The sequence below is a fragment of the Marinoscillum sp. MHG1-6 genome (assembly GCF_024714475.1).
Lineage (GTDB): Bacteria > Bacteroidota > Bacteroidia > Cytophagales > Cyclobacteriaceae > JAMZMI01.
Map to the genome: position 1 here is coordinate 177,186 of NZ_JAMZMI010000001.1, position 15,425 is coordinate 192,610.

Consider the following 15,425-nt stretch of genomic DNA (forward strand, 5'->3'; position numbering starts at 1 on the left):
GGATTTCTTCAAAGTTTAACCATATGGGAAAGGGGAATCTCCCGCATCGGTTATCATACTTCGGTCGCTGACCGTCCCTACGCCGGCATTACCCGGATCAGGTTAACTGGGTATGATCTCAGCCTGACTACCTTGTTTCTGACAAGGATTCGGCACCCCTTTTTTGTAAAACTAACTATAATTCATTCGGGGAAAAAAGACCGCAAAGCACTCAGGGCATTATTCGTTCGCATATCCTCAATTCCGGAGACAACGGCATAGGGCAATTCCTGGTCCTTCAGGTATTGTTCATACAGGTCAAAAAAATGCTGTCGCAGTTTTGGATGCTCCCTTTGTGGATCAGGTCTCCAGGCAAGATCAATATTGGCCAGCAGATAAAAATCATACTTGCGGCCTTTCAGTTCGTCCTCAATCCAATCAGATGTCTTTCCATATTTATGATCACTCCAAACCTTGATGACGATCAAATTGGTATCACAAAAAAGATACTTCTCAGCATATTCTGCCTTATCATCTTCCCAGGCCAATTGCCCTTTTGCGATCAGGTCAAGATCATCCTTTTCATACGGGCGATCGAGTCTGTCTAAATGAACACGTGCATATTCCGGCACCCATTCCGTGTTATATATTCTCGCCAGGTGCTGACACAGCTCACTCTTTCCGGTAGACTCCGGACCAATAACCGCAATTCTTCTAAGCATATTCTAATGATTTCTTCCAACTGAAAAATCCCCATGTTGCCAACGCAGTGAATATCAAAAACTGAAGACTGAACCAATAGAGTTCTTTGTAGAAATACAGCGGCGTGGCTATAATATCTGTGATGATCCAGTAGATCCAGTTTTCAAGTTTCTTTTTGGCCATCAACCACATCCCGGTGATGGCCGTTGCGGTCGTGATTGCATCCAGGTTCGGCACAGTACTATCCGTGTAATCCAACCCGAATCGTATTAACCCAAACGAACCCAAAGTAATTAAAACCCCTATTGCATGTTCGGACAAACTGCAATCAGTGACCGGCACCTGGTCCCTATCCTGATCTGTATTCAACCAATAGTACCAGCCATAGATACTCATGATGAAATAGTAAAAATTGATTCCCGCTTCCGCGTACAGTCCTGCCTTCAGGGTCAGATATACTGCAATAAGCACGCCCACAATCCCGGTTGGATAAACCAAAATATTTTCCTGCTTGGAATACCAGACACTTGCCAGGCCAAAAATCACCGCTATCGCCTCCAGAGCGGATGTTTCTAAAAATTGCCTGATCAGGTCCGAAATGATTTCACCCATGTTCACAAATTAATTTTTGCGTTATCGTTCGCTTTTACCTACGAACTCGATAGCTTTGCACCGCAAATAATAACCTATTATTTGCATGGCATTTGATGACAAATTTCTTTTTGAAGCACTGACCTACGATGATGTGCTTTTACTTCCTGGCTACTCAGAGGTGCTCCCAAGGGACACTGATACTTCCAGCCAACTTACCCGCAATATTAAGCTGAATATTCCACTTGTTTCCGCGGCTATGGACACGGTTACAGAATCTTCTTTGGCCATCGCTATGGCACTCGAAGGTGGGATTGGGTTTATCCATAAAAACATGACCATTGAGCAACAATCTGCTCAGGTAAGAAAGGTAAAAAGATCGCAAAGTGGTATGATCCTCGATCCAATTACCCTTGATGTGGATGGCACTGCGGGTGACGCCGAAAAAATAATGCGTGAGAATAAGATCGGTGGTATCCCGGTTGTGGATAAGCAGAAGAAGCTTATTGGCATCATTACCAACAGGGACCTTCGTTTTCAGAAAGTGATGTCCCGGCCGATCGTTGAGATCATGACCAAAGAAAACCTGATCACAGCTAATGCAGAGGTTGGACTCAAAGAAGCTGAGGCAATTCTTCAGGAGCATAAGATCGAGAAGTTACCGATCATCGATTCAGAAGGAAAACTGACAGGATTAATAACCTACAAGGATATCCTGAAAAATAAAGATCGTCCTAACGCCTGCAAAGACGAATACGGCAGATTGAGAGTTGGTGCCGCGGTTGGTGTGACTCCGGATTTATTTGATCGTATTACGGCATTGCAGACGGCAGGCGTTGACCTGGTAAGTATCGATACTGCTCATGGTCATTCAAAAGGCGTTATTGATGCGGCGAAAAGAGTTAAAAAACAATTCCCGGATTTAGAGTTAGTGGTTGGCAATATCGCCACTTATGAAGCAGCGGAAGCACTTGCGGACGCCGGAGCCGATGCGATTAAAGTAGGTGTTGGACCGGGTAGCATCTGTACCACTCGAATCGTAGCAGGTGTGGGGGTTCCTCAATTATCAGCTGTCTACGAATCTGCCAAGGCAGCGAGAAAAAAGGGTGTGCCTGTCATCGCCGATGGTGGAGTAAGATTTTCGGGTGACCTTGTGAAGGCTTTGGTAGCTGGCGCCAGCAGTGTGATGATCGGCTCACTATTAGCCGGTACAGAAGAAGCTCCTGGTGAGGTGATCCTCTTCGAAGGAAGAAAGTTCAAAACTTACCGTGGTATGGGTTCTCTGGAGGCAATGGAAGATGGTTCGAAAGACCGTTACTTCCAGGATGCTGAGGACGATATCAAAAAACTGGTTCCTGAAGGTATCGTTGGACGAGTTCCTTACAAAGGACTTGTTTCTGAAGTACTTTACCAACTGACCGGTGGTCTTAAAGCCGGAATGGGATACTGTGGTGCTTCTACCATCGAACAATTATTCGATGGTAAGTTCGTGAAAATATCGGCTGCAGGGTTTGCGGAAAGCCATCCACACGATATCACCATTACCAGGGAGGCTCCTAATTACAGTAGAAGATAAAAAACATTGCAATAGCATAAGCTAAAGCCACTTCTACCAACTGTAGACGTGGCTTTTTTATTTCATTCGCACAAACCTATTTTTGTGACGTCCATGTTGTCCGAAAAACTCAAAATACGGCTTACCTTATTTCTCGCCATACTATCATGGCTGCTATTTCTGTTTTTTGGTTTTTTCGAACTACTGGCAGACAGGAACAGGATGACGCTAGATGCACCGTTGCTGGTGCCACAAATCTTCCTGACCATCTTTATACTAACCGTATATTTCTTTTACCGGCTACACATCTCGAAAGCTGAAAGTGTGAATTTCGTGGACCTGCTATGGCGGGTTTTTATTACTGGACTGGTGACAAGCATTGGCTCTCTAATTGTCCGGATATTCTTTATTGTTTTTGCAGATAGTGCGATTAGCCAAAGTGAGATAACCATCAACTTCTTTTACAGCATATTTACCGGGCTGGTGGTCATTTTCCTGGTTTCCACTTTTGTAGTTTGGAAACGTCTGATTCTGTATCAGAAATCAAAAAACCTTATCAAGCTATGGGCCTTTTTCGAGGTATTTCTCGCAGCCGCGCTACTTTTCGATCTGTTTACCAACAGGTCCAATGTCAATTTCAATATTGCGCTGGTCTTCCTCTCTTCTTTTGCCTTGTTATTATCCTTTAACCTAAAATGGGTAGCCTATCTGAATTTTAGACAAAAGTGGACGAGCATACTTTTCATTTTGTTATCGGCCATCTATGTATTTGGCTTTTATGACACGCTGAATTTCTTTTCCAACTTAGCTGCCCTTGAATTCGACCTTCAGAACAGGGTGTTTGTCATGGCGCTTTTTGTGTTCACCATCTTATATGCGGGAATCAGTATTCTGGTCACATTGTTTAACCTTCCTACCTCTTCCGTTTTTGAACGAAAGCTGCAAGAGGCCATGGACTTTCAAAAGCTCAGCCACATCACCAAGGGCAGCAGCACCATTGAAGAGACGGCCGAACTTCTTCTGGAAAGCTGCATGAGTGCGGTATTCGCAGATGCTGCCTGGATCGTGATCAACGACGCCCAACCCATTCAAAAGCATCAATTCATCAGTGAGAAAACCATTGGGCAAATAGTTGATGAAGTAAAAAATGAATCTATAAAAAATACCCTCACCTTTCGAGCCACGGAAGAGCCGTCCGCGTTCAAAGCTATTTCTGCTATCAGACATCCAGATTTCAAATCCATAGTGGCGCTGCCCATATTTATCAAGAAGGAACAGATTGGTGTCATTGCCCTGGTCAATGAGGTGAGTGATGCCTTTAACAAAGAAATGATTGATATCTGTATCACATTTGTCAATCAGGCCAGTACGTCTATCGAGAATATCCGATTGATCAGCGAAGCACTGGAAAATGAGCGATACAAGGAGCAATTGAGTATTGCGAAGAATGTCCAAAAAAGTTTGCTGCCGGAAAAGCTCAGTCACAATGACTCCTTTGACATTGCAGCCTACAGTGTCGCGGCTGATGAAGTAGGGGGAGATTATTACGATATTATAGAGACTGAAAGAGGTATTTTTAGCCTGATGGTAGGTGACGTTTCAGGAAAAGGAACGTCGGCAGCCTTTAACATGGCACAACTCAAAGGCATCTTTCACAGTTTGGCCCGTCAAAAAAAATTCAGTGCATTAGACTTTATCATTCAGGCTAACAAAGCACTTAGCAAATGCCTGGAAAGATCATCCTTTATCACCGCCTCTTATTTGAAGATCGATACCAAAAAGAAAACGATCAATCATGTTCGTGCCGGACATTGTCCATCCATATTTTATTCCCGTTCAGAAAAAAAAGCGTGCTTTCTGGACAATAAAGGGATGGGTTTAGGAATATTGAGAAACTCTGAGTTTGACCAATACGTTGAAGAAAGCACTATCACTTACCAACCAGGTGATCTTTTAATCTTATATACCGATGGTATAACAGAGGCCAGGAACTTTAAAGGAGAACTATATGATGCCAAAGGTCTTGAGCATTCGATTCTTCAATATGTTGACCTTTCTGTTAATGATATAAAAGAGAAGCTGATAACGGATCTAAATAAATTTTTAGGAGAGGAAAAACTTGACGACGACTATACGATCGTTGTAGTGAAATTTGAGCAATAGGAAATGATAGAAGTAAAAAAACTGCAAAGAGCAGATCATACGGAAATACAGGTGAAGGGCGAAGTAGACGCCAGTTCTTCTATAGAACTTGACAATGCACTTCAAAGCTCGCTGGATGAGTCCAAAAAAATCATTGTCGACCTGGAAAACCTGGAATACATTTCTTCAGCGGGTTTAGGCGTATTTATCTCCTATCTTGAAGAAATCAAGTCAAAAGAAATCAAGCTGGTACTATGCAATATGAAGCCCAAGGTTTACGATGTTTTCAAAATACTTGGCCTGGAAAATCTGATGGAAATTGTCAATACAAAAGAGGAAGCCGAGCAGGCGCTGAATGAAGCGTGAGTTGACCATATCGTGCAGTAAAACGAATCTTTTAAGAATTCGTCAGTTCGTGAAGGACGTTCTGGGGGATCTTGACATTCATGAGCTGGAGGCACATAAGATGGTGTTGGCCGTAGATGAAGTTTGCGCCAACCTCATCATACATTCCAATCAATGCGATCCAAGTCATCAAATCGATATTAGCATTGATCATCCCGACAAGGAAAAGATCATTTTCATCATCAAAGATCAGGGCATTACCTTTAATTACAATTCCTACGTAGAGCCGGATTTAACAGATATAGTCTCATCCAAACGAAAAGGTGGCGTAGGCCTTATGCTCGTCAAAAGAATTATGGACAAAGTTGAGTTTTCCCATGATAAGAATTGCAATATTTGCAGGCTGACAAAGAAAATCGATTCATGAGATTTACACCATTGTTGATCATCCTGCTAGTCAGTTGTGAGTTCTTTCGTCCTAAGGAAACCATCACGGAGCTTCCGATTGCGCATGCCAATGATCAATACCTTTATGGCTCCGACCTGGATGGGCTTTTTCCCGCGAACGTTTCTGCTGCTGACAGCGCCAAGTTGGCTGCTAAATACATTGACGACTGGGTTAGAAAACAAATGATGATTTCTAAATCCACCCAATTCATTGATTTAAATGAAGCAGAAATTGAGCGTAAAGTGTTGGACTATCGCTATGCACTGATCGTTCATTCCTACATCAAGGGATACATTGATGAAAACCTCAATGAAGAGGTAAGCGACGAGGAAATAAATAAATACTACGAAGAAAAGTCCGACAATTTTTTGTTGAAACAAAGCATTGTGAAATGTTCCTTTGTTCAGGTTCCCAAGACCGCCGCAAGAATAAGTACCTTCAGAAGAGATTGGAGAAGCTATCCGACCGATAATGTGGACGAGGTAAAATCTTATATTTCTCAGTTCGCCTCCAAATCATACATTGAAGATTCCAGCTGGGTGTTCTTCGACGATGTGATCTATGGTACCCCACTGGAGACGCTGACTAATAAGGATCAATTCCTATCAAGAACCAAATCGTCGGAAACCTCCAATGACACCCACATTTTTTTCCTGAAAATATTCGACTTTAAAGCTTCCAATGAAATATCTCCACTTGAATTCATTCGGGAAGACATAGTCAACATCATAATTAATAAGCGTAAAATTGCGTTACAGAAGGAATTAGAAGAGAAAATTTATGAGGAAGCAAAACAACAAGGCCTCTTTGAGGTTTTTGATCGTTAATATATTCTGCTTAACCATCCACCTATCGGCCACTGGCCAGGAGCCAGTGAATATTGATAGAATCATTGCTAAAGTGGATGACTATATTATCCTAAAGTCTGATTTGGAGAAGGCCTATTTGGATTACCTTTCGAGAGGTGAATTTAGAACCGCCAATGTCAAATGCGCCATACTACAACAGTTGGTGCAGGAGAAAATGTTTTTGGCCAAGGCTGTGCTCGACTCGGTTTTTGTTGAGGATGCCATGGTGCAGTTGCAGCTGGACAACCGTATGGAAGCGGTCATTGCGAGGATAGGGTCAGAAGAGGAATTGGAAAAGCATTATGGTAAATCCATCGACCAGTTGAAGGAAGAATACTTTGACGAAATCAAGGAGCAGATGATCGTCCAAAAAATGCAACAAGAGATCACTCAGGACCTGAAAGTATCCCCGATAGAAGTAAAAAGGTTCTTTAACAAAATCCCTCAGGATTCATTGCCATACTTCTCTACTGAAGTTTCGGTGGCTCAGATTGTGATCCAGCCTAAAGCCGGTAAAGAGCAAAAGCAAAAGGTGAGAAATCAGATGTATGACATCAAAGAACAAATTGAGCAGGGAATCGATTTTGGTGTGCTTGCCAGACAATACTCTGAGGATCCCGGATCAGCTGCCCGAGGCGGCCAACTTCCGTTTTACAGTCGCGGAGAGCTTGCTCCGGAGTTTGAAGCGACGGCCATGACCCTTCAGCCTGGTGAACTTTCAGATCCGGTAGAAACCCAGTTTGGTTATCACCTTATTGAACTCCAGGAGCGTAGAGGAAACACCTTCCGTTCACGGCATATACTCATTTCCCCGAGACCATCTGAGAAGGACATGATTAAAGCAGAAAATATGCTGGACAGTATCAGAACAGCGATCCTGAATGACAGTATTTCGTTCCAGCAGGCTGCGAAGGATTTTAGTGATGACAAACAAACCTCTTCAAATGGTGGTTTTTTTAGTGATCAGGACGGAGGTCTCAGGGTCTCTGTAGAGCAACTAGACCCGACTATTTTCTTTACACTAGACACCATGACCGTCGGCAATATTACCAAACCTGAAAAATTTCAACAACCCGATGGGTCCTATGCCTATCGCATTCTATACTTTAAAGACAAGGTTCCTCCACATTTGGCGAACCTGGATCAGGACTACCAGAAAATCGCAAATGCCACACTCAATAGTAAAAGGAATGAACGAATCAATGAGTATTTCGGTGAGGCAAGAGACAATGTTTATATTGAGGTCGATCCCGAATATGACTATTGTAATCTCGTAGAATAGCAATCCATAAAGTATGCAAGAACTAAAAGATGATGTAGCCATTGCTGACTACCTGCACGAGACGTTTGAAAGACTGGAGCAGGAAATAAGCAAATCTATTGTAGGTCAAAAGGAGGTTGTTCGTTTGTTGATCACCTCAATATTTTGTGGGGGTCATTCCCTTTTAGTCGGCGTTCCCGGGCTTGCCAAGACACTCCTGATCCAAACCATCTCTCAATGCCTCGGACTGGAATTTAACAGGATTCAGTTTACTCCAGACCTGATGCCCAGTGACGTGCTGGGGGCAGAAACATTGGACCAGGATCGTAACTTTCGTTTTATCAAGGGGCCCATCTTTGCCAATGTGGTTCTGGCGGATGAAATCAACCGTACCCCACCTAAGACGCAGTCAGCGCTATTAGAAGCCATGCAGGAAGGTGCTGTCACCATAGGAGGACACCACCATCAACTGGATAAACCTTTCTTTGTTTTAGCTACTCAGAACCCCATCGAACAGGAAGGGACCTATCCGCTTCCGGAGGCACAGCTCGATCGTTTCATGTTCATGATCAAGTTGGATTACCCTACAATGGAGGAAGAGCTGGATATTGTGAAGCAGACCACTTCTAATCAGGATACGGTTCTAGAAAAAGTGGTTTCCAAAAAGGATATTATTACTTTCCAAAGTCTGATCCGCAAGGTTCCGGTTCCTGACTCCGTATTTCGATACGCAGTAGAGTTGGTACATAAGACCCGACCAAATACCAGTCACGCCTCAGAATTGGCAAATCAATACCTAGATTGGGGAGCGGGTCCTCGTGCCAGTCAGTTCCTTATCCTGGCCGCAAAATGTCATGCGCTATTAAATGGGAAGTATTCTCCTGATATAGAAAACATTCAAGCCGTTGCCAAGCCTGTTCTCACCCATCGAATAGTTAGAAACTTCCGTGCTGAGGCTGATGGGTATACTGAAGAACAAATAATTGATCAGCTGCTCTGAGAAGGGGATCAGAATTGCTTCAGGAAGCGAATATCATTTTCTGAGAACAGCCTGATATCATCAATCTGGTATTTCAGCATAGCAATACGTTCGATGCCCATACCGAATGCAAAACCACTGTACTCCTTTGGATCGATTCCACAGCTCGTCAAAACATTAGGGTCTACCATTCCTGCACCACCAATTTCAACCCAGCCCGAGTATTTACAGATTTTGCACCCGTCTCCTTTACAGATGAAGCAACTGATATCAATCTCAGCAGAAGGTTCTGTGAATGGAAAATAAGATGGTCTGAACCTGATTTTTGTTTCCGGTCCAAAAAACTCCTTGGCAAAGTGGTACAACGTCTGCTTCAGGTCTTTGAAGCTTACTTCTTTGTCGACGTAAAGCCCCTCTACCTGATTGAAGAAACAATGCGCACGTGCAGAGATCGCCTCATTTCGATAAACCCTTCCGGGCATAATCGATCTGAACGGAGGTTTTCCCTTTTCCATCAACCGCGTCTGAACGTTTGAGGTATGCGTTCTTAAGAGAATATCAGGATCCTTTTCGATGAAATAGGTGTCCTGCATCTCTCTTGCAGGGTGATTTTCAGGAAAGTTGAGTGCCGTAAAATTGTGAAAGTCATCTTCGATCTCAGGACCATCCGAAACGTTAAAACCCTGTCGCTCAAAAATCTGAATGATACGATTCTTAACCTGTGTCAAAGGATGAATGGACCCTGCACTGGGTACAGGAGGCAAAGTAAGATCAAGTCCTACTACCTCATCGGCACTTTGGTTATTGACCGCTTCAATGAGACTATTGAATTTTGCCTGGGCTTCTTCTTTAAATTCATTTAAAAGCGCACCGAACTCCCGCTTTTGCTCGTTTGGGACTTTTTTGAATTCATCGAAAAGTTCAGAAATAACTCCTTTTTTGCTGATAAACTTCAGGCGAAAATCCTCCAGTTCCTGTTTGGACTTTGCCATTGCGCTTTGTAGCTCTGCCTTGTAGCTTTCAATCTTTTCCTTCATTTCCTCGAGTTATGAGGTCACAAAAGTAATAACTGCCAACTAATCACTAGGCTGATTTCGAGATATAAAGGGATTTTTGGTCCTTTTCTGCAAGAGAAGCCATCCTCTGCTCCTTTCTGGAAGCAAAGAGATCAACGGTACCCCCAAAAGCAACCATGAATGCAAAGCAGATCAAAATGATAAATTCCTGACGGAGAAACTGATCCAGAACCAGCGACAACGCAGCTGTCGAAACATTGGCTATGATCAAAGCTATTGTAGCTGTTGAATGGGTCATCCCAAGATTCAACAGGGAATGGTGGATATGGTTTCTATCCGGAACCATGGGTGAGCGGCCGTGCCAAATTCGTATGGCAAAGACCCGAAGCGTATCATAGATCGGAACAATCAAGAGAGCGATGCCCATAGCCACCGGCGCCTCAACATTCACTAAGGGCCCATAGCCACCAATATTAGCAAGGTCAATGGATTTAATACAGAGCACGGAGACCATAAATCCAAGAAACATCGATCCCGTATCTCCCATGAAAACCTGAGACGGATACCAGTTAAAGAACAGAAAAGCCATGAGGGCACCTACCAGGCTCAGACTCATTGCCGCCAGAACTATCTCTCCTGAAAAATAAAAGAAGTAGGCAAAAACGGTCAGGATAAACACCGCCACTGACCCAGCCAGCCCATCGATACCATCCACCAGGTTGAATGAATTGGTTAGCACCACAATCATGAAAATGGAAATGATCTCCTGCAGACCGTAGGGCAACTCATGTAGACCAAATAAACCATAAAGGCCCTGAAGTTTGATTTCGGAAAAGTACACTACTAAAAAGGCTGACAAAATCTGCACCGCCAATTTTTGTTTTGCCTGCAAGCTGGACACATCATCACGCACTCCTAAAAGAAAAATCATGAGCATTCCCGCCAGGAAGAATTTATAAACTGCGAGGTCAGCCAAAGAAATGGATAAAATGATCGCTATTAAAAAACCCACAAAGACCGCTGCCCCACCAAACGAAGGCGTGCTTACATCATGTACCTTTCGCCGATCCGGCATATCCAGTAAGTCAATTGATTTGGACACTTTAATAATGATGGGCATCAATATAAAAGTGAGCAGGAAACCGGTAAGGATGGCAATAAAAAGTGACATTCAGAATTTGCTATTAGCAAATATAAAATTTTTAATAATTTATAGAATTATTCCTTAAGTCACAATATTACCAGGCGGAGGTGTCCACCTCTTGATAAACCTGCTGAATTCCCGTTCTGAGATCAATTTTAGGAGTCCATCCCAGCTTATTCAACTTAGAGCTGTCCATCAGTTTTCGCGGAGTGCCATCCGGTTTGGAGGTATTGAACTCGATTTCACCCTCATATCCGACCACTTCGGAGACCATTTGAGCCAATTCTCCAATGCTCACCTCCTGACCCGAACCGACATTGATGTGCTCCCGTGCAGAAAAATTATCCATGAGAAAAATGCAGGCATCTGCCAGGTCATCTACGTGCATGAACTCACGTAATGGCTTGCCCGTACCCCATACCTCAACCACAGGCTGCCCTTCTTCCTTGGCTTTATGGAATTTACGAATCAGTGCGGGCAGGACATGTGAATTATTGAGATCATAATTGTCATTCGGACCATACAGGTTAGTAGGCATGGCACTGATAAAGTCTACACCATATTGATCTCTGTATGTCTCGCAGAGTTTGATCCCGGCAATCTTCGCCACAGCGTAGGGCTCATTGGTAGGCTCCAGAGAATCAGTCAATAGGCTTTCCTCCTTAATGGGCTGCTCGGCAAATTTTGGATAGATACAAGAGCTTCCAAGAAAACATAATTTTTTCACCCCATTGGTATAGGCATGATGAATCACATTGGCTTCGATCATCAGGTTGTCATAAAGAAACTCACCACGATAGATATTATTGGCATTGATCCCACCTACTTTGGCAGCCGCCAAATAAACATATTCGGGACGCTCCGCCTCAAAAAAAGAAGCCACCGCTTTTTGATCCTTTAAGTCCAGCTCTTTGGATGTTCTAACCACCAGATTATTGTAGCCCAAATCAATCAGTTTCCTCATGATGGCTGATCCCACCATCCCTCTATGGCCGGCAATATATATTTTGCTATCCTTATTCATCTCGCACTATGTCTTGCAGTCAACACCAAATTATTCTGCCTGGTTCAGGATATCATGCCCGCCTTCCAGTAGGTATTTATCCTTGGCAAACAATTTCAGGTCAGCATCCATCATTTCCTCCACAAGCATTGGTAAATCATATTCCGGTTTCCACCCAAGTTTTTCCCTGGCTTTAGTTGAATCTCCGATCAAAAGATCCACCTCCGTAGGTCTGAAATATTTTGGATCGATGTAAATCACCGGCTGGCCTACTTTGAAAGCATACTCCTCCGTAGAAACAGACTTCACATATCCAACCTCATCGACCCCTTCTCCTTTAAATTCCAGTTCCACTCCAACATGGCCAAAAGCCATTTTCAGAAAGTCGCGAATGGAGGTAGTCACCCCGGTAGAAAGCACAAAATCTTCCGGCTTCTCCTGCTGCAGCATTAGCCACATACCACGCACATAATCCTTTGCATGCCCCCAATCTCGCTTCGCATCCAGGTTACCCATGTACAGACTATCCTGTAGTCCGTAAGCCATTTTTGAAACTGCCCGTGTAATCTTGCGTGTTACAAAAGTTTCACCGCGTAGTGGTGATTCGTGGTTAAAAAGTATGCCGTTGCAAGCATACATATCATAGGCCTCCCGATAATTAACCGTAATCCAGTAGGCATACATCTTGGCTACTCCATATGGAGAGCGAGGATAAAAAGGAGTCTTCTCAGTCTGAGGCACCTCCTGAACTTTTCCATAAAGTTCTGAGGTAGATGCCTGATAAACTTTGGTCTTCTTAGTCATGCCTAACAACCTTACCGCCTCGAGCAATCTCAGCGTACCTACAGCATCCACATTAGCCACATATTCCGGAGTATCAAAACTGACACGTACGTGTGACATTGCCCCCAAATTATAAATCTCATCAGGTTGGATTTCCTGAATGAGTCTGGTTAGGTTCATCGAATCTGTCAGATCACCGTAGTGAAGAAACATTTTGGTGTTTTTACCATGTGGATCCTGGTAGAGGTGATCAATCCTGTCCGTATTAAATAAGGAAGAGCGTCGTTTTATCCCATGTACTTCGTAACCCTTTTCCAGGAGAAGCTCACATAAGTATGCCCCATCCTGTCCTGTTATTCCCGTTATTAACGCCTTTTTCATATCTATTTTTCTTAGCTAGTATGCATTTTCATTACTTCTGATCATGGAGATGGCCGTCAGCACGATGATCTTAAAATCGAGTAGCAACGACCAGTTCTTCACATAGAATCGATCCAGTTTGACCCTGCCCTGGATATCACTGAGTGTCGCTGTTTCCCCTCGAAAGCCCTTGGCCTGTGCCAGCCCTGTAATGCCGGGTTTCACGGCATGCCTCTGAATAAATCGATCAATTTTTTTCCGAAACTCCTCATTATGTTGCACCGCATGTGGTCTGGGGCCAACTACCGACATATCACCGGTTATGACGTTGAAAAACTGTGGAAGTTCATCAATACTGGTCTTTCGCAGTAAAGCACCAAATTTGGTAATTCTACTATCCCCTTTTTTGGCCTGTACCACCCTTCGATCATCGTGAACATACATCGTTCTGAATTTCCAGATCAAAAACTTCTGATTGTTCAGTCCATTTCTCTCCTGCTTAAAGAAAACAGGGCCTTTGGATTCCAGCTTTATTAATAACGCCACGATCGGAAGCAGCCAGGAGAGTAAGCAAATGGTGATGAATAATGAAAAGACCAGATCAAATGACCTTTTAACAACTTTGTTCAGTTTTTTATCCAGCGGTAACGCTGTCAGGTTAATGGTAGGGACAGATCCATAACTCTGTATGACCATGTTCCCCAAACCCAGCGAACTGAACTGACTGATGATTTTCACCTGGATCAAATTGTTTTCAGCAAAGTTGATCAGGTCCATGGCCTGCTGTTCGTTCAATTTAGGGAGGTAACAGAATATGATATCAACTTCATTCGCAAGTGCGAATTCCTGAACATCCTCCAAATCTCCAATGACGTCCTCATCTTTTTTCTTGTCAAAGTAGCCCAGGAATTTATATCCTATTCCTTTATCTACCTCAAACAGGTTAACAAGGTCGTCTCCTACCCGGCTTTTCCCAATGATAATCACATTCCTGGCATTGAACCCCTTTGATCGATAGTATCTGATGCTATAATGCCAGATGGAGCGCCAAATGACGCATAGCATGGAGAAAAAGAAATATACATAAAACAGGTGCTCCCTAGAATAATGATATGGTTTGGTCACAAACCACAGGGCGAACATGATGGCCAGGTTCACCACCAGCGCTGATAGCGCTGAATTGAGATGGTCCAACAGGCGATTTTCTCTGTTGATCTCATGAAGCTTGGAGCCGAAGAATACGCCAATCCACAACACATTGATCGTTAGGAAAAGTAGATCATACTCGTTCTGACTAAAGAACAGAATATCAAACTTCAGGACATTGGCCAGCGCTATAGACAGATTCAACGCCAGTAGATCTGCCAATAGGAAAATGATCGGGAAATATTTGGAATAGCGCTTGGATGCCATTGAGGTTCTTCAAATAATCAAGCGAAGATAAAGAATTCTATTTCGTTACATTCTTTTTACTCGATGTGTAAAAAATGAATTGCTCAAATAAAAATTTTAATAGTTCCCAACTTGTACGAGCCATTTTAAAATAGAAATTCATAAAAGATGAATAACCATATTTATCTATCAGATTCCACCATAGATTTAAGTCTTTAACCCTCTTTTTTCGACTCACTGCATTACCATGAAACCTAAATGAAACCAGAGGTTCAGGAATCAAACCAAATTGCCCCTCTGCCTTTAAAAACTTTAAGACTAAATCTATATCTACTTTTGAAGTCAATGATTTATTGTACCCACCGGCTTCAATTGCAAAATCTCTTTTAAAGAGAAGTCCGGAGTGCTTATATGGTATTCTAGGATTTCTGAATATGGCATTTCTAAAACTATGAGCATCTTTAAACTCCACATAGTCTGATTTCTTTACCTTTCCATTGGGATACAATTCTTGATTGTTACAATAAAAAAAATCAATCTCGGGCGAAGCACTCAGCGTCTTCTTCCAATGGGAGATTGCCCCCTCCACCAGTAAGTCATCGGAGTCCAGAATTAATACATATTTGCCTGAAGCCTCATGCAATCCCACCTGCCTTGCCGTAGCTACTCCCTTATTTTCCTGAAAAATGACTTTAATACCATTTTTTAAACCTCTTAACCATTCAATAGTTACGTTGTCAGAACCATCATCCACAATCAACACCTCACATTCGATTAAATCCTGCTCTACTACACTCCTGATACACTCTTTAAGCAATTCAAGCCTATTATAAGAAGCAAGTAGTATTGTAATTAATATCTCCTTTTCCGACACGAT

General features: G+C 43.0%; 15 protein-coding genes and 1 riboswitch. Of the genes, 7 read left to right on the top strand and 8 right to left on the bottom strand.

The window, feature by feature from the left end; genetic code table 11:
* Window positions 1–57: 57 nt before the first annotated feature.
* Window positions 58–170: riboswitch (TPP riboswitch) on the bottom strand.
* A 12-nt stretch (window positions 171–182) separates the two neighbouring features.
* Both NXR94_RS00815 and pnuC read right to left on the bottom strand, forming a co-directional pair.
* Window positions 183–701, bottom strand: coding sequence for an ATP-binding protein (locus NXR94_RS00815; RefSeq protein ID WP_258102652.1), 519 nt, complete (start codon window positions 699–701; stop codon window positions 183–185).
* Window positions 694–1,293, bottom strand: a complete 600-nt coding sequence (gene pnuC, locus NXR94_RS00820) for a nicotinamide riboside transporter PnuC (protein ID WP_258102653.1) — start codon at window positions 1,291–1,293, stop codon at window positions 694–696. Before pnuC ends, NXR94_RS00815 begins: the two co-directional genes overlap by 8 nt.
* Window positions 1,294–1,378: 85 nt before the next feature.
* Here pnuC and guaB point away from each other — a divergent pair, with 85 nt between their 5' ends.
* The 7 genes from guaB (at window position 1,379) to NXR94_RS00855 (ending at window position 8,871) form a co-directional block, all read left to right on the top strand.
* Window positions 1,379–2,848: an IMP dehydrogenase gene (gene guaB / locus NXR94_RS00825; RefSeq protein WP_258102654.1), complete on the top strand. Its 1,470-nt coding sequence runs from the start codon at window positions 1,379–1,381 to the stop codon at window positions 2,846–2,848.
* A gap of 201 nt (window positions 2,849–3,049) precedes the next feature.
* Window positions 3,050–4,990 carry a GAF domain-containing SpoIIE family protein phosphatase gene (locus NXR94_RS00830; RefSeq protein ID WP_258102655.1) on the top strand — a complete coding sequence of 647 codons (1,941 nt, stop codon included), beginning with the start codon at window positions 3,050–3,052 and terminating at the stop codon, window positions 4,988–4,990.
* A gap of 3 nt (window positions 4,991–4,993) precedes the next feature.
* Complete coding sequence (locus NXR94_RS00835; protein WP_258102656.1) at window positions 4,994–5,335, top strand: STAS domain-containing protein; 342 nt, start codon at window positions 4,994–4,996, stop codon at window positions 5,333–5,335.
* Window positions 5,325–5,741: an ATP-binding protein gene (locus NXR94_RS00840; protein ID WP_258102657.1), complete on the top strand. Its 417-nt coding sequence runs from the start codon at window positions 5,325–5,327 to the stop codon at window positions 5,739–5,741. The genes NXR94_RS00835 and NXR94_RS00840 overlap by 11 nt, the downstream gene beginning before the upstream one ends.
* The gene (locus tag NXR94_RS00845; protein WP_258102658.1) at window positions 5,738–6,589 is read left to right on the top strand and encodes a peptidyl-prolyl cis-trans isomerase; all 852 of its coding nucleotides are present in this window, start codon (window positions 5,738–5,740) and stop codon (window positions 6,587–6,589) included. Before NXR94_RS00840 ends, NXR94_RS00845 begins: the two co-directional genes overlap by 4 nt.
* On the top strand, window positions 6,543–7,892 hold the full coding sequence (locus tag NXR94_RS00850; protein WP_258102659.1) for a peptidylprolyl isomerase: 1,350 nt from the start codon (window positions 6,543–6,545) through the stop codon (window positions 7,890–7,892). Before NXR94_RS00845 ends, NXR94_RS00850 begins: the two co-directional genes overlap by 47 nt.
* A gap of 13 nt (window positions 7,893–7,905) precedes the next feature.
* Entirely contained in the window at window positions 7,906–8,871 is a 966-nt protein-coding gene (locus NXR94_RS00855; protein WP_258102660.1) for a MoxR family ATPase, read from the top strand.
* A gap of 8 nt (window positions 8,872–8,879) precedes the next feature.
* On the opposite strand, the gene pheS is transcribed toward NXR94_RS00855, so the two are convergent.
* The 6 genes from pheS to NXR94_RS00885 all read right to left on the bottom strand — a co-directional run bounded on the left by pheS (window position 8,880) and on the right by NXR94_RS00885 (window position 15,422).
* A complete protein-coding gene (gene pheS, locus NXR94_RS00860; protein ID WP_258102661.1) occupies window positions 8,880–9,887 on the bottom strand; it encodes a phenylalanine--tRNA ligase subunit alpha in 1,008 nt (335 codons plus the stop codon).
* Window positions 9,888–9,933: 46 nt separating this feature from the next.
* Window positions 9,934–11,037, bottom strand: a complete 1,104-nt coding sequence (locus NXR94_RS00865; protein WP_258102662.1) for a glycosyltransferase family 4 protein — start codon at window positions 11,035–11,037, stop codon at window positions 9,934–9,936.
* A gap of 67 nt (window positions 11,038–11,104) precedes the next feature.
* Complete coding sequence (locus NXR94_RS00870; RefSeq protein ID WP_258102663.1) at window positions 11,105–12,034, bottom strand: GDP-L-fucose synthase; 930 nt, start codon at window positions 12,032–12,034, stop codon at window positions 11,105–11,107.
* Between the two features lie 30 nt (window positions 12,035–12,064).
* A complete protein-coding gene (gene gmd, locus NXR94_RS00875) occupies window positions 12,065–13,177 on the bottom strand; it encodes a GDP-mannose 4,6-dehydratase (protein WP_258102664.1) in 1,113 nt (370 codons plus the stop codon).
* 15 nt (window positions 13,178–13,192) lie between these two features.
* Window positions 13,193–14,569 carry an undecaprenyl-phosphate glucose phosphotransferase gene (locus NXR94_RS00880; RefSeq protein WP_258102665.1) on the bottom strand — a complete coding sequence of 459 codons (1,377 nt, stop codon included), beginning with the start codon at window positions 14,567–14,569 and terminating at the stop codon, window positions 13,193–13,195.
* 37 nt (window positions 14,570–14,606) lie between these two features.
* Complete coding sequence (locus NXR94_RS00885) at window positions 14,607–15,422, bottom strand: glycosyltransferase (RefSeq protein WP_258102666.1); 816 nt, start codon at window positions 15,420–15,422, stop codon at window positions 14,607–14,609.
* Between the last annotated feature and the right edge of the window lie 3 nt (window positions 15,423–15,425).

What these genes read in the sequence shown, in the direction of transcription:
- NXR94_RS00835 (WP_258102656.1), top strand. Translation starts at nt 4,994, where the DNA reads ATGATAGAAGTAAAAAAACTGCAAAGAGCAGATCATACGGAAATACAG.
- NXR94_RS00845 (WP_258102658.1), top strand. Translation starts at nt 5,738, where the DNA reads ATGAGATTTACACCATTGTTGATCATCCTGCTAGTCAGTTGTGAGTTC.
- NXR94_RS00880 (WP_258102665.1), bottom strand. Translation starts at nt 14,569, where the DNA reads ATGGCATCCAAGCGCTATTCCAAATATTTCCCGATCATTTTCCTATTG.
- NXR94_RS00850 (WP_258102659.1), top strand. Translation starts at nt 6,543, where the DNA reads ATGAGGAAGCAAAACAACAAGGCCTCTTTGAGGTTTTTGATCGTTAAT.
- pheS (WP_258102661.1), bottom strand. Translation starts at nt 9,887, where the DNA reads ATGAAGGAAAAGATTGAAAGCTACAAGGCAGAGCTACAAAGCGCAATG.
- pnuC (WP_258102653.1), bottom strand. Translation starts at nt 1,293, where the DNA reads ATGGGTGAAATCATTTCGGACCTGATCAGGCAATTTTTAGAAACATCC.
- NXR94_RS00870 (WP_258102663.1), bottom strand. Translation starts at nt 12,034, where the DNA reads ATGAATAAGGATAGCAAAATATATATTGCCGGCCATAGAGGGATGGTG.
- gmd (WP_258102664.1), bottom strand. Translation starts at nt 13,177, where the DNA reads ATGAAAAAGGCGTTAATAACGGGAATAACAGGACAGGATGGGGCATAC.
- NXR94_RS00865 (WP_258102662.1), bottom strand. Translation starts at nt 11,037, where the DNA reads ATGTCACTTTTTATTGCCATCCTTACCGGTTTCCTGCTCACTTTTATA.
- NXR94_RS00840 (WP_258102657.1), top strand. Translation starts at nt 5,325, where the DNA reads ATGAAGCGTGAGTTGACCATATCGTGCAGTAAAACGAATCTTTTAAGA.
- NXR94_RS00855 (WP_258102660.1), top strand. Translation starts at nt 7,906, where the DNA reads ATGCAAGAACTAAAAGATGATGTAGCCATTGCTGACTACCTGCACGAG.
- guaB (WP_258102654.1), top strand. Translation starts at nt 1,379, where the DNA reads ATGGCATTTGATGACAAATTTCTTTTTGAAGCACTGACCTACGATGAT.
- NXR94_RS00815 (WP_258102652.1), bottom strand. Translation starts at nt 701, where the DNA reads ATGCTTAGAAGAATTGCGGTTATTGGTCCGGAGTCTACCGGAAAGAGT.
- NXR94_RS00830 (WP_258102655.1), top strand. Translation starts at nt 3,050, where the DNA reads ATGACGCTAGATGCACCGTTGCTGGTGCCACAAATCTTCCTGACCATC.